Origin of the sequence: Agromyces mangrovi (assembly GCF_030296695.1) — a bacterium.
GTDB classification, from domain to species: Bacteria; Actinomycetota; Actinomycetes; order Actinomycetales; family Microbacteriaceae; genus Agromyces; species Agromyces mangrovi.
The window spans coordinates 2,303,741-2,316,712 of record NZ_AP027737.1; the positions used below are offsets into that span (position 1 = coordinate 2,303,741).

Here is a 12,972-nt window from a genome sequence, read left to right on the forward strand (position 1 = left end):
TCGTCACGAACTGCCGCTATCGCCGCGCGGGAGGCGGCATTTCGTGACGACTCGGGGAGGATGGAGACATGACCGCTCCCCTGCGCTCGCTGAACGACGGCAACTCCCTCCCGCAGCTCGGGCTCGGGACCTACAAGTTGAACGACGGCGAGGGCGTCGCCGCCATGGTCGCCGCGCTGGAGTCGGGCTACCGCATGCTCGACACGGCCGTGAACTACGGCAACGAGGAGGCGGTCGGCGCGGCCCTGCACCGGTCGGGCGTCGACCGCAGCGACGTCGCGGTCGTCTCCAAGCTGCCGGGCCGCGACCACGGCTTCGACGAGACGCTCGCCAGCATCCGGGGCTCGCTCGAACGGCTGGGGCTCGACTGGATCGACCTGCACCTCATCCACTGGCCGAACCCGAGCGTCGACCGGTACGTCGACACCTGGCGGGCCATGATCAAGGCGCGCGAGTACGGCATGGTGCGCTCGATCGGCGTCTCGAACTTCACCATCGGCCACCTGACCCGCCTCATCGACCAGACCGGCGTCGTGCCGGCGGTCAACCAGGTCGAGCTGCACCCGTACTTCCCACAAGGTGCGCAGCGGGCGTTCCACGCCGAGCAGGGCATCGTGACCGAGAGCTGGAGCCCGCTCGCGCGCCGTACCGAGCTGCTGGCCGAGCCGGTCGTCACCGAGATCGCCGAGGCGCACGATCGCACGCCGACCCAGGTGGTGCTGCGCTGGCACGTGCAGCTCGGGTCGATCCCGATTCCGAAGTCGTCGGATGCCTCGAGGCAGCGCGAGAACCTCGACGTGTTCGACTTCACGCTGGCGCAGGACGAGGTCGACGCGATCTCGGGCCTCGAGCGCGGCCGGCTGTGGGACGGCGACCCGGAGACGCACGAGGAGATGTAGCGCGGGCGGGGCGCTCGCGGTTCGCGAGCGGTCGCTCTCAGGGGCATCCGCTCGGGTGTCGTGGGCGTCGGCTCCGAGGCATCCGCTGGTCTTGCCGTATGCGTTCGTGAGCGCTAACATCTGATTCCGTTAGCGCTCACGAACCCGCTCGCGCCGCACGACCCACGTCGAAGGAGACCGCATGGCCCCGCCCGCGCCCCAGTACCCCGAGTTCGGGCCGGAGGTCGAGGCGTCCATCGCCGCGGTGCGGGAGGACGTCGCCCGCCTGCACGGCGAACTCACCCGCTACGGGCTCGTGATCTGGACCGGCGGCAACGTGTCGGGCCGCGTGCCAGGCGCCGACCTGTTCGTGATCAAGCCGTCGGGCGTCTCGTACGACGACCTCGCTCCCGACAACATGATCCTCTGCGACCTCGACGGCAACGTGGTGCCCGGCAGCGCCGGGTCGGAGCGCAACCCCTCGAGCGACACCGCGGCGCACGCCTACGTGTACCGGCACATGCCCGAGGTCGGCGGCGTCGTGCACACGCACTCGACGTTCGCGGTCGCGTGGGCGGCGCGCGGCGAGGAGATCCCGTGCGTGATCACGGGCATGGCCGACGAGTTCGGCGGGCCGATCCCGGTGGGGCCGTTCGCGATCATCGGCGACGACTCGATCGGCCGCGGCATCGTCGAGACGCTCACCGGTCACCGCTCGCGCGCCGTGCTCATGCAGAACCACGGGCCGTTCACGATCGGCGTGAACGCGAAGGACGCGGTGAAGGCGGCCGTGATGGTCGAGGATGCCGCGCGCAGCGTGCACTACGCCCGCGAGGCGGGGCCGCTCATCCCCATTCCGCAGGAGCAGATCGACGCGCTCTACGCGCGCTACCAGAACGTGTACGGCCAGGGCGGGGACGCACGGCGATGAGCGCGGCGGAGATGAATCCCCAGCTGGCTTCGCAGATCGCGGAGGGGCGCACCGCGCTCGGCATCGAGTTCGGATCGACGCGCATCAAGGCGTGCCTCATCGGCGACGACCCGACCGACGTGCTCGCCGTCGGCAGCCACGAGTGGGAGAACGCGTTCGTCGACCGCACCTGGACCTACGCGCTCGACGACGTCTTGGCCGGGGTGCAGGCCGCGTACGCCGACCTCGTCGCCGACGCGGAGCGCCGCCACGGGGCCGCGCCGACCACGTTCGGGGCCATCGGCGTCTCGGCGATGATGCACGGCTACCTCGCCTTCGATGCGTCGGGCGAGCAGCTCGTGCCGTTCCGCACCTGGCGCAACACCTCGACCGGCCCGGCCGCGGCCGAGCTCAGCGAGCGCTTCGGCCTCAACATCCCGCTGCGCTGGTCGATCGCGCACCTGCACCAGGCCGTGCTCGACGACGAGCCGCACGTGCCCGACCTCGCGTCGATCACGACGCTCGCAGGGTACGTGCACCGGCGGCTGACCGGCCGCGACGTGCTCGGGGTGGGGGACGCCTCGGGCATGTTCCCGATCGATTCCTCGACGGGCACGTACGACGCGGCGCTCGTCGCGTCGTACGACGAGCTCGTCGCCGAGCGCGCGCCCGGGCTGCGGGTCGCCGAACTGCTGCCGACCGTGCTGCCCGCCGGTGCGGACGCCGGATCGCTCACGCCCGAGGGTGCCGCGCTGCTCGACCCGACCGGTGCGCTGCGGCCGGGCATCCCGCTCTGCCCGCCCGAGGGCGACGCCGGCACCGGCATGGTCGCGACGAACTCGGTCGCGCCGCGCACCGGCAACGTCAGCGCCGGCACGAGCATCTTCGCGATGGTCGTGCTCGAGGGCGCGCTCGCCTCGGCGCACGAGGAGCTCGACCTCGTCACCACGCCCGCGGGCGACCCGGTCGCCATGGTGCACTGCAACAACGGGGCCAGCGAGCTCGCGGCCTGGGTCGGCGTGTTCGAGCGGTTCGCCGAGGCGGCCGGGCAGCCGGTGTCGACGGATGCCGCGTTCCAGGCGCTCTTCCGCGAGGCGCTCTCGGGGGCGGCGGATGCCGGGGGCGTGCTCGCCTACAACCAGCTCGCGGGCGAGCCGATCGCGGGGCTCGCCGAGGGCCGCCCGATGGTCGTGCGCACGCCCGACAGCGACCTCACGCTCGGCAACCTCATGCGCGCCCAGCTCTACGGCGTGTACGGCACGCTCGCGCTGGGCATGCGCGTGCTCGCGGCCGAGGGCGTCGCCATCGACCGCATGTTCGGCCACGGCGGCATCTTCCGCACGGCCGGGGTCGCGCAGCGCTTCCTCGCCGGGGCGCTCGACGCGCCCGTCGCGGTCGGCGAGACCGCGGCCGAGGGCGGTGCGTGGGGCATCGCGGTGCTCGCGCGGTACCTCGTGGAGGCGTCGGCCACCGGGGCATCGGCTACGGGGGCATCCGACTCCGGGGCATCCGGTCCAGGGGCATCCGCCCTCGACCTCGCCGCCTGGCTCGACGAGCGCGTCTTCGCGGACGCCGACGTCGAGACCGTCGCACCCGACCCGGCCGACGTCGCCGGGTTCGCCGCCTACCTCGACCGCTACCGCGCGGGCCTCGCTGCCGAGGCCGCCGCAGTGGAGGCGCTCTGACCCGGGGCGGGTGCGCCGCGGCATCCGCAAGCCCCGTCGCATCCGCCCCGCCCTTCTCTCCCTCGACCCGCACCACCTGACCCGCACCACCCGCACCACCGCCCGCAAGGAGACACCATGACCCGCACCCCGCTCACCACCTCGCTCGACGCGTACGAGGTGTGGTTCGTCACCGGCAGCCAGCACCTCTACGGGCCCGAGACGCTCGAGCAGGTCGCCCAGCAGTCGCGGCAGGTCGCCGAGACGCTGGGGGAGGCATCCGACGTGCCCGTTCGCGTGGTCTGGCTGCCCGTGCTCACCGACGCCGACGCGATCAAGCGGGTTGCGCTCGAGGCGAACGCCGCGCCGAACGTCATCGGCGTCGTCGCCTGGATGCACACGTTCAGCCCCGCGAAGATGTGGATCGCCGGGCTCGACGCGCTGCAGAAGCCGCTCGCGCACCTGCACACGCAGGCGAACGTCGAGCTGCCGTGGAGCGAGATCGACTTCGACTTCATGAACCTGAACCAGGCGGCGCACGGCGACCGCGAGTTCGGGTACATCCAGACGCGGCTCGGCGTGCCGCGCACGACGATCGTCGGGCACGCGAGCGACCCGCGCGTGCAGCAGCGGTTCGCGACCTGGCAGCGGGCGGCGGCCGGGCTGGCCGCGTCGCGGTCGCTCAAGCTCGCCCGCTTCGGCGACAACATGCGCTACGTCGCCGTCACCGAGGGCGACAAGACCGAGGCCGAGCTGCGGCTCGGCGTGCAGGTGAACACGTGGGGCGTGAACGAGCTGGCGGATGCCGTCGCGGCCGCGTCGTCCGCCGAGGTCGACCTGCTCGTGGCCGAGTACGAGGACCTCTACGACGTGGTGCCCGAGCTGCGGGCAGGCGGCGAGCGCCACCAGTCGCTGCGCGACGGCGCGGCCATCGAGCTCGGGCTGCGCGCATTCCTCGAGGAGGGCGGGTTCGGCGCGTTCACGACGTCGTTCGAGGACCTGGGTGCGCTGAAGCAGCTGCCCGGCCTCGCGGTGCAGCGACTGATGGCCGAGGGGTACGGGTTCGGCGCCGAGGGCGACTGGAAGACCGCGATCCTCGTGCGGGTCGCGAACGTCATGGGTGCGGGCCTGCCCGGCGGCGCCTCGCTCATGGAGGACTACACGTACGACTTGACGCCCGGCCGCGAGCTGATCCTCGGCGCGCACATGCTCGAGGTGTCGCCGTCGCTCACGACCGCCCGGCCGTCGCTCGAGATCCACCCGCTCGGCATCGGCGGCAAGGACGACCCGGTGCGCCTGGTGTTCACGGCCGACCCCGGCCCCGCCGTCGTGGTCGCGATGAGCGACCTGCGCGATCGGTTCCGCCTCACCGCGAACGTGGTCGAGAACGTCGCCTTGCCGTCGCCGCTGCCGAAGCTGCCCGTCGGCCGCGCCGTCTGGAAGCCCGCGCCCGACTTCGCGACGAGCGCCGCCGCGTGGCTCGCCGCCGGCGCCGCGCACCACACCGTCATGTCGACCGCCGTGGGCGTCGACGTGTTCCGCGACTTCGCGACCATGGCCGGCGTCGAGCTGCTCGTGATCGAGGAAGGGACCACTCAGCGCGGATTCGAGCAGGAGGTGCGCTGGAACCAGGCGTACTACCGGCTCGCGCAGGGGCTCTAGGCGGGGGAGCGGGGCCACATGACGACGGATGCGGGGAGGCCCGCGGGCTCCGCTGCCGGCGAGGCATCCGTGCCCACCATGTTCGACGTCGCGCGGCTCGCCGGCGTCTCGCACCAGACCGTGTCGCGGGTGCTGAACGGGCGGGCGGACGTCGCCGCGGCCACGCGCGCCCGGGTGCAGCAGGCGATCGCCGACCTGCGGTACACCCCGTCGCCCGCCGCGCGCGCGATGGCGAGCCGACGCTCGCGCTCGCTCGGGCTGATCCTCGCCGGGCGCCCCGATTACGGACCGACGAGCGCGGCCCTCGAGTTCAACCAGGCGGCGTACGCGGCCGGGTACACCGTCAGCCAGGTGAGCATGCGTTCGCTCGAGCCCGCCGCGCTGCGCGAGGCGGTGCAGCGGCTCGTCGTGCAGCGCGTCGAGGCGATCGTGCTCATCTCGGGTGAGCGCGGCGGCGTCGAGGTCGTCGGCTCGCTCGACGTCGGGGTGCCCGTCGTGGCCGTGGCATCCGAGCCCGTCGCCGGCGTGCGCCGCGTCTCGATCGACCAGGCCGCTGGCGCGCGGGCGGCCGTGAACCACCTCGCCGAGCTCGGGCACCGGGAGATCCGGCACGTCGCCGGGCCCGCTCGCTGGATGGACGCGGCCGAGCGCGTGCGCGGCTGGCGCGAGGCGATGACCGCGCGCGGGCTGCCTGTGGTGGAACCGATCGAGGGGGAGTGGCTGCCCGACTCGGGGTACGCGGCTGGCGTGGCGATCGCCGCCGACCGTGCGGCGACGGCCGTCTTCGTCGGCAACGACCAGATGGCGCTCGGCCTGCTCCACGCGCTCCGCGATGCCGGCCGGCGCGTGCCCGACGACCTCAGCGTCGTCGGTTTCGACGACGAGCCCGAGGCCGCGCACTTCGCCCCGCCGCTCACGACCCTCCGCCAGGACTTCGACGCGCTCGGCCGCGACACCATGTCCCTGGTCGCCGCCCTGCTCGCCGCGCCGGCCGCGGCCGGCCCCGCGGCGTCCGTCGCGCCCGCGCTCGCCGAATCCGCGCTCGCCGAACCCGCGCTCGCCGAACCCGCGCTCGCCGAACCCGCGCCGTCCGCCACCGACCCGGCCCCGCGCACCCCGTCGCTCGTGCTGCGCGCGAGCACCGCGTCCCCGCCCCGCCCGCGCTGACCGCCGCCACCGGCACGTGCCGGTAGATCCGGCCCGTTCCGCTCGTTTCGGCACGTTGAGTTCGACGTGCCCAAACGAGTTCGACGTGCCAGGCGGATGCGACGACCGTGCCTCCTGCACAACTGGCACGTCTCGCGACACCGCGTGCGCGGTCCAACGAGTTGCCCGTCCCGCGTCTGGGCTTCGCCACGCTCGCAGCATGGCCGACACGATCTCCTCCGCGCTCGAGCGCCTGGGCGAACCCGACTACGCCACGACCGCACAGCTTCGCTCGGTCGGGGTCGTGCCCGACGACGTCGCACTCGCGGTCCGGCGCGGCAGGCTGATCCGACTGCGTCGAGGCGCATACGTCGACGCGAGCAGGTGGGCGGCCATGCGCCCGGAGGCCCGGCACGCGCAACTGGTGCGCGCGACATCGGATTTCGCGCGAACCCGCACCAGCCCGGTCAGTCATCTCTCCGCTGCCGCCATGCACGGGCTTCCGATCGTGGGCCGAGTGCCCAGAGGAGTGCACGTATGGTCCGGGTCCGCTCGCGGGGGCAGCTCGTCGACCGGCCTCATCAGCCATCGCGCCGGGACGCAACCCGAGACGACGTCGGTCGACGGCATCGCGGTCACATCCCTCGCACGAACGGTGGTCGACGTTGCGAGCACTGAGCAGTTCGGTACCGCGGTCTGCGTGCTGGACTCGGCGCTCGGGCGTCCGATCGGTGGCTCCAAGACGATCCTGACCACCGACATGCTCGTGGCCGAACTCGATCGGGCCGGCCTCACGCACGGTCGCCGTGCGGCCGAGCGGGCGATCGGGTTCGCGGACCAGCGCAGCGGCAGCCCAGGCGAGTCATGGAGTCGTGCAGCGATGCACGAGCTCGGGTTCGTCGTGCCCGACCTCCAGGTGCGCTTCGAACGGGAGCATGGGCACGCCGATGTCGACTACTACTGGCGATCGCACGGAATCGTCGGCGAGTTCGACGGCAACCAGAAGTACGCGAGGGACGAGTTCCTCCGGGGGCGTGCTCCCGCGGACGTGGTCGTTGCGGAGAAACGACGGGAGGATGAGCTCCGCCGCCGTCCCGATGTGCGTGGGTTCGTGCGCTGGGACTGGCGGGTCGCTCGTTCACCGCGGCGACTGGCTGCGCTGCTCGACGGTGCGAGCGTCCCGCGACGGTGATCCGGGCGGCGCAGACATCGGCACGCTGAGATCGGTTCGGCACGCTGAGTTCGACGTGCCAGAACGACTTCAGCGTGCCCGCAGGGGAGACGGGCGCGGCCCGCACCCGGGTGAACGGGTGCGGGCCGTAGCGGGCGAGCGGATGCCGCGGGGCGGCGCGCTTGCGGGAGCGGAGCGGCCCCGCGGGCGGCGTGCCTGCGTCGGCGCCCGCGGAGCGCGCTACGCGCGGCCGGACGCGGTGCGCGAGCGACGCGACAGCGCGTCGACGATGACCGCGAGCAGCAGCACGGCGCCCGTGACCATGAAGCGCACCGACGAGTCGAGGTTCAGGAGCGTGAGGCCCGACGCGATCGACGCGATCACGAGGATGCCGAGCAGCGCCGAGAACGCCGAACCGCGGCCGCCGAAGAGGCTCGTGCCGCCGATGACCGCCGCGGCGATCGCGTTCAGGTTGATGTCGCCGCCGCCCGAGCTCTGGTTCGCCGCCGCGAGGCGCGCCGCGGCCATGAGGCCGCCGACCGCCGCGAACGTCGAGCAGAGCATGAACACCGACAGGTAGATGCGCTTGACCCGGATGCCCGCGCGGCGCGCGGCCTCGACGTTGCCGCCGACCGCGTAGACCGAGCGACCCCAGCTCGTTCGGGTGAGGAAGAAGTTCATGATCACCACGAGGGCGAGGAAGAACACGAACATCACGCTCACGCCGCGGCCGGTGTTGAGGTACCAGACGGCGATGCCGAGCAGTACGAGGATCGCGCCTGCGCGCAGCAGGATCGACAGGAGCGACGCGCTCGACAGGTTCGCCGCGGCGCGCCGCCGGCCCGTGAACCACAGCTGCAGCGCGTATGCCCCTGCGGTCAGCACGACGAGCGCGTAGGCGAGCCACTCGGGCAGGAACATCTGCTGGGCGAACTGCACGAGCCACGAGTCGAACGGGATGTTGATCGACCCGGTGCGGCCGAGCACCCAGAGCTGGAGGCCGAGGAAGCCGAGCAGGCCGGCGAGCGTGATCACGAAGCTCGGCACGCCGAACCGGTTGTAGAGGAGCCCGTAGAAGAGGCCGATGAGGAGGCCGGCGAGGATCGACGCGAGGATCGACACAGCGAGGGGCCAGTCCATCTGCACGAACGTCACCGCGAGGATCGCGGCCGACAAGCCCGACACCGATCCGATCGACAGGTCGATCTCGCCGAGCAGCAGCACGAGCACGACGCCGAGCGCGAGCGTGCCGGTCGCGGCCATCTGGAGGGTGAGGTTCACCAGGTTCGTCGGCGAGAGGAACACCGGGTTCAGCGCCTGGAAGACGCCCCAGATGATGATGAGGCCGATCACGACCGGCAGCGACCCGAGGTCGCCACCGCGCACGCGGTTGCCGAACTCGCGCACCGCGCCGCCGATGCCCTTGTGCTGGATCAGTCGTTCGTCGTGCAGGTCGGCGTACTCCGCCTGGAGCACCTGCGCCTGCTCGCCGGTCGTGGCGGGGGGCTCGTTGGTCGGGGCGTCCGTGCCCGAGCGGTCGGTGGTGCTCATGACTCAAGCTCCTCGTCGAGGTCGTCCCCGGGAACGGGGGTGGCGGCGGTCTTGGCGGCGGCGCGACGGGTGACGGCGTTGTCGGTGGCGCCGGTGATGGCCGAGATGATGGTCTCGCTCGTGACATCCGACACCCGGAAGGTGCCGTTGTTGCGGCCGAGGCGCAGCACGACGACCCGGTCGGCGACGGCCATGACGTCGGCCATGTTGTGGCTGATCAGGATGACGCCGTGGCCGCGGTCGCGGAGGCGCTCGACGAGGTTCAGCACCTCCGCGGTCTGCGCGACGCCGAGCGCGGCGGTCGGCTCGTCGAGGATCACGATGCTGGGCTCGCCGATGAGTGAGCGGGCGATGGCGACGGTCTGCCGCTGGCCGCCCGAGAGGGATGCCACGGCGATGCGCACCGACGGGATCTTGGCGCTCAGCTCGCGCAGCAGGCTCCACGAGCGCTGTTCCATCTCGACCTCGTCGAGGGTGCCGCCGCGGGTGAGCTCCTGGCCGAGCCAGAGGTTCGAGACCACGTCCAGGTTGTCGCACAGCGCGAGGTCCTGGTAGACGGTCGCGATGCCGAGGTCGCGCGAGTCGGTGGGGCTCTGGATGGAGACCGTGCGGCCCTCGAACTCGATCTCGCCCGAGTCCGGCGGGTGCACGCCGGCGAGCACCTTGACGAGCGTGGACTTGCCCGCTCCGTTGTCGCCGACGAGGGCGACGACCTCGCCCTGGTGCACGTCGAGCTCGATGTCCTTGAGCGCCTGCACGGCTCCGAAGCGCTTGCTGACGCCGCGCAGCCGCAGCACGTTCTCGTGCGGGCGGCCGCCGGCCTGCTTGGTGGGTGACGTCACTGTCATGTGTCTCATCCTCGTGACTCGGGTCCCTGTAGGGAAGGGGTGGCGGATGCCCCGCCGGGGCGGTGCGCGCGACGGGTCGGGAGGCGTGCGGCCTCCCGACCCGTCGCGAGGGCGGTACTACTCGATGCCGGCAGCGGCGCAGGCGTCCGCGTACTCGGCGGTGCAGATGTCCTCGACGGTGTAGAACCCGTCGGCGACGACCGTGTCCATGATGTTGTCCACGGTCACGACGACCGGCTCGAGGAGCGTCGACGGCGTGCCGTCCACGTCCACGTCACCGGTGACCTCCTCGCCGTTGGCGAGTGCGACCGCGATCTCCGCAGCGAGCTCGGCCTCGGCCTTGATCGCCTTGTAGATGGTCATGTACTGGTCGCCCGCGACGATGCGCTGGATCGCGGTGATCTCGGCGTCCTGACCGGTCACGACGGGCAGCGGGTCGATGTTCGCCGCACGCATGGCCGCGATCGCGCCGCCGGCCGTGCCGTCGTTCGCGGCGTAGACCGCGACGAGGTCGTCACCGAACTGCGTCAGCTGGCCCGCGACCCACTCCTGGGCCTGGTCGGGGCTCCAGTCGGGGGTGTCGAACTCGGCGACCACGTTCAGGTCGCTGCCGTCGATGACCGAGTGGGCGCCCGCCTTGAAGAGCGTGGCGTTGCCGTCGGTCGGCGAGCCGTTCACCATAAGGATGTCGCCGGAGCCGTTGCCGTCGGCGTCGAGCTTCTCGACGAGCGCGGTGCCCTGCAGCTCGCCCACCTTCTCGTTGTCGAACGAGATGTAGTAGGCCAGGTCGCCACCGGCGATGAGGCGGTCGTACGAGACGACCGGCACGCCCTGGGCGGATGCCGCGTTGACGATGCTCACCGCCGCCTCGGCGTCGACCGGGTCGAGCACCATGACCGACACGCCCTGCGCGAGCGCGGACTCGGCCTGCTGCTGCTGCTTGGCCGCGTCCTGGTCGGCGTTGGAGTAGACGATCTCGTAGTCGCCCAGTTCGGCGACCTTCGCCTCGAACAGCGGGCGGTCGAACGCCTCGTACCGCGTGGTCTTCGACTCGGGGAGCAGGAGCGCGATCGATGCGCCCTCGCCGGCTGCCGCGTCGCTGCCGCCGTCGTCGCTGCCGCCGTCGGTCGCACAGGCCGATAGGACGCCGACCGCGAGCACCGCCCCGGCGGCGAGTGATGCGAGTCTCTTGATGGACTTCCTCATTGAAATACCTCTCACTAGGCCGCCCTCGTCGGCGGTGGTCACCATGTTCGTCCGATCGACACTTTGGCGTCAAGTCTTGAACGCAGCAGTTTGGTAACGGGATGGTCACGGTCAGTTCTCGAACCCAAACGGCGTTCGAGGTTGCTCGGTTGCGCGCGCGGGCATGCCCTGGCGAGCCGCGCCCGGCGACTCAGGCGGGCGTCTTGTCGGCGATCTCGATCGGCATGGGCGCGTTCTCGATTGCCAGCGCGATCGCGCCTCGGAGCGCGGCCCGATCGGCCCACGAGGCCATCACGACCTCGGGGATGCCCTCGGCCGACGCGAGCGCGGACCGTTCGAGCGCATGCCGCAGCGGCGCGAGCAGCGTCTCGCCCGCGAGCCCGAGCTCCCCGCCCACCACGATGCGCTCGGGGTCGAACAGGTTGCTGAGGTTGGCCGCCGCGATGCCGATGTGGCGCCCCGCGTCGGCGATCACGCGCTGCGACGACGCGTCGCCGTCCTCCGCCGCGTGCACGAGGTCGCTCACCCGGTGCATCCCCGCGTCCTCGCGGAACAGGTCGAGCAGCGCGGGCCCGGCCGCGAGCGTCTCGAGGCACCCGCGGTTGCCGCACCGGCAGATCGGCCCGTTCTCGTCGATCGTCACGTGGCCGATCTGCCCGGCCTTGCCGGTGACGCCGTGGAAGGGCGTGCCGTCGATCATGAGCGCAGCGCTGATGTGATGGCCGACGTGGATGAAGGCGGCAGCGGATGCCTCGCGCGCGGCGCCGCTGCGCACCTCGGCGAGTCCGCCCAGGTTGGCCTCGCTGTCGACGAACACGGGCCGGCCGACCCGCGCCTCGAGCGAGCCGCCGACGTCGATGCCCTCCCACCCGCGCAGCAGTCCGGGCGTCGACACCATGCCCGTGCGCCGGTCGACCGGCGCAGGGATGCCGAGCCCGACGGCCAGCAGGTCGGGGATCGTGGTGCCGAGCGAGTCGCACATGTCCCCGAGCAGCAGCACGACGCGGTCGAGCTCGGCGTCGTGCCGGTGGTCGAGCGAGAGCGGCACGTGCGTCTCGGCGACGACCGCGGTGCTCGCGTCGGCGATGGCGATGCGCAGGTGGCGGGAGGAGAAGTGCACGCCCGCGACCAGGCCGATCTCGTGCGAGAGCGTGACCAGCGTGGCGCGCCGTCCGCTCCGCGACGTGACCGACGTGTGCAGCACGCCCGACGCCGACAGCTCCTTGACGATGTTCGACACCGTGGCGGGGGAGAGCCCCGTGGTTCCGGCGAGCTCGACCTGCGTCAACCGCCCGTGATGCCGGAGCGATTCGACGATTCTCGCCCGGTTGGCTTCACGAAGTGAAGTCTGCGAACCCGGCGTCGGGTTTCTGCGCGCCACACGCACACCCTACACACAGTGCGTGCAGGGGATGCATCCTGCGTTGCGGATCACGACTCAGGGACGGGCGCGCGACGACGGCGCACGGCCTCGAGTCCACCGGATGCCGCGAGCAGCGCGACGAGGGTACGGCGCGTGCCCGAGGCATCCGCTTCGTCGTCGCTGCTGCCCTGCTCGTGCGCGTCGTCGAGCGCGGTGCGTTCGAGCGACCGGCGGATCGCGCGCGTCGTTTCGACGAGGTCGTGTCCGTGATCGGTCAGTCGGATGCGCCGGACCCGCGCGTCACCCGGATCGGCGACGCGCTCCGCGTAGCCGAGCGACTCGAGTTCGGCGACGCACTTCGAGACGGCCTGCTGGGTGACGCCCAGATCTCGGGCGAGGTCGCCGACCGCCGGCTCGCCCGAGATCAGCGCCTGGATCACGTAGCCGTGCGAGCGGCGGGCGCCCGGGTGGCCGGACGCGCGCACGCGCGCGAGCACGTGCGCGTCGACGGCGGCGCCGGTGAGTGCGACGAGAGCCGGCAGGTCGATGTCGTCGGGGTCCAGGGGCATGGTG

Annotated in this window: 11 protein-coding genes; 6 read left to right on the plus strand and 5 right to left on the minus strand. The window is 72.1% G+C overall.

Translation table 11 applies throughout. The annotated features are described in order from the left end of the window. Positions 1-68: 68 nt before the first annotated feature. The 6 genes from QUE38_RS10930 to QUE38_RS10955 all read left to right on the plus strand — a co-directional run bounded on the left by QUE38_RS10930 (position 69) and on the right by QUE38_RS10955 (position 7,452). Positions 69-899 carry an aldo/keto reductase gene (locus QUE38_RS10930; RefSeq protein ID WP_286308207.1) on the plus strand — a complete coding sequence of 277 codons (831 nt, stop codon included), beginning with the start codon at positions 69-71 and terminating at the stop codon, positions 897-899. Positions 900-1,080: 181 nt separating this feature from the next. After that, positions 1,081-1,809, plus strand: coding sequence for an L-ribulose-5-phosphate 4-epimerase (locus tag QUE38_RS10935; RefSeq protein WP_286308209.1), 729 nt, complete (start codon positions 1,081-1,083; stop codon positions 1,807-1,809). 11 nt (positions 1,810-1,820) lie between these two features. Further along, positions 1,821-3,473, plus strand: coding sequence for a xylulokinase (locus QUE38_RS10940; RefSeq protein WP_286308212.1), 1,653 nt, complete (start codon positions 1,821-1,823; stop codon positions 3,471-3,473). A 117-nt stretch (positions 3,474-3,590) separates the two neighbouring features. After that, positions 3,591-5,114, plus strand: coding sequence for an L-arabinose isomerase (gene araA, locus QUE38_RS10945; RefSeq protein ID WP_286308213.1), 1,524 nt, complete (start codon positions 3,591-3,593; stop codon positions 5,112-5,114). Positions 5,115-5,132: 18 nt separating this feature from the next. Continuing rightward, positions 5,133-6,281, plus strand: coding sequence for a LacI family DNA-binding transcriptional regulator (locus QUE38_RS10950; RefSeq protein ID WP_286308216.1), 1,149 nt, complete (start codon positions 5,133-5,135; stop codon positions 6,279-6,281). A 199-nt stretch (positions 6,282-6,480) separates the two neighbouring features. After that, the gene (locus tag QUE38_RS10955) at positions 6,481-7,452 is read left to right on the plus strand and encodes a type IV toxin-antitoxin system AbiEi family antitoxin domain-containing protein (RefSeq protein ID WP_286308218.1); all 972 of its coding nucleotides are present in this window, start codon (positions 6,481-6,483) and stop codon (positions 7,450-7,452) included. Between the two features lie 219 nt (positions 7,453-7,671). On the opposite strand, the gene QUE38_RS10960 is transcribed toward QUE38_RS10955, so the two are convergent. The 5 genes from QUE38_RS10960 to QUE38_RS10980 form a co-directional block, all read right to left on the minus strand. Further along, on the minus strand, positions 7,672-8,982 hold the full coding sequence (locus tag QUE38_RS10960) for a sugar ABC transporter permease (RefSeq protein WP_286308220.1): 1,311 nt from the start codon (positions 8,980-8,982) through the stop codon (positions 7,672-7,674). After that, positions 8,979-9,830 carry an ATP-binding cassette domain-containing protein gene (locus QUE38_RS10965; protein ID WP_286308222.1) on the minus strand — a complete coding sequence of 284 codons (852 nt, stop codon included), beginning with the start codon at positions 9,828-9,830 and terminating at the stop codon, positions 8,979-8,981. Before QUE38_RS10965 ends, QUE38_RS10960 begins: the two co-directional genes overlap by 4 nt. A gap of 117 nt (positions 9,831-9,947) precedes the next feature. Then, positions 9,948-11,036, minus strand: coding sequence for a sugar ABC transporter substrate-binding protein (locus QUE38_RS10970; RefSeq protein ID WP_286308223.1), 1,089 nt, complete (start codon positions 11,034-11,036; stop codon positions 9,948-9,950). 190 nt (positions 11,037-11,226) lie between these two features. Next, positions 11,227-12,324, minus strand: a complete 1,098-nt coding sequence (locus QUE38_RS10975; RefSeq protein ID WP_286308225.1) for an ROK family transcriptional regulator — start codon at positions 12,322-12,324, stop codon at positions 11,227-11,229. A 143-nt stretch (positions 12,325-12,467) separates the two neighbouring features. Further along, positions 12,468-12,968 (minus strand): MarR family winged helix-turn-helix transcriptional regulator, encoded by a 501-nt coding sequence (locus tag QUE38_RS10980; RefSeq protein WP_286308227.1) that lies wholly within the window; start codon positions 12,966-12,968, stop codon positions 12,468-12,470. Positions 12,969-12,972 lie beyond the last annotated feature (4 nt).

Excerpts from the sequence above, each read along its gene's own strand:
- araA (WP_286308213.1), top strand. The coding sequence starts at position 3,591 with ATGACCCGCACCCCGCTCACCACCTCGCTCGACGCGTACGAGGTGTGG.
- QUE38_RS10955 (WP_286308218.1), top strand. The coding sequence starts at position 6,481 with ATGGCCGACACGATCTCCTCCGCGCTCGAGCGCCTGGGCGAACCCGAC.
- QUE38_RS10980 (WP_286308227.1), bottom strand. The coding sequence starts at position 12,968 with ATGCCCCTGGACCCCGACGACATCGACCTGCCGGCTCTCGTCGCACTC.
- QUE38_RS10965 (WP_286308222.1), bottom strand. The coding sequence starts at position 9,830 with ATGACAGTGACGTCACCCACCAAGCAGGCCGGCGGCCGCCCGCACGAG.
- QUE38_RS10950 (WP_286308216.1), top strand. The coding sequence starts at position 5,133 with ATGACGACGGATGCGGGGAGGCCCGCGGGCTCCGCTGCCGGCGAGGCA.
- QUE38_RS10960 (WP_286308220.1), bottom strand. The coding sequence starts at position 8,982 with ATGAGCACCACCGACCGCTCGGGCACGGACGCCCCGACCAACGAGCCC.
- QUE38_RS10935 (WP_286308209.1), top strand. The coding sequence starts at position 1,081 with ATGGCCCCGCCCGCGCCCCAGTACCCCGAGTTCGGGCCGGAGGTCGAG.
- QUE38_RS10940 (WP_286308212.1), top strand. The coding sequence starts at position 1,821 with ATGAATCCCCAGCTGGCTTCGCAGATCGCGGAGGGGCGCACCGCGCTC.
- QUE38_RS10970 (WP_286308223.1), bottom strand. The coding sequence starts at position 11,036 with ATGAGGAAGTCCATCAAGAGACTCGCATCACTCGCCGCCGGGGCGGTG.
- QUE38_RS10930 (WP_286308207.1), top strand. The coding sequence starts at position 69 with ATGACCGCTCCCCTGCGCTCGCTGAACGACGGCAACTCCCTCCCGCAG.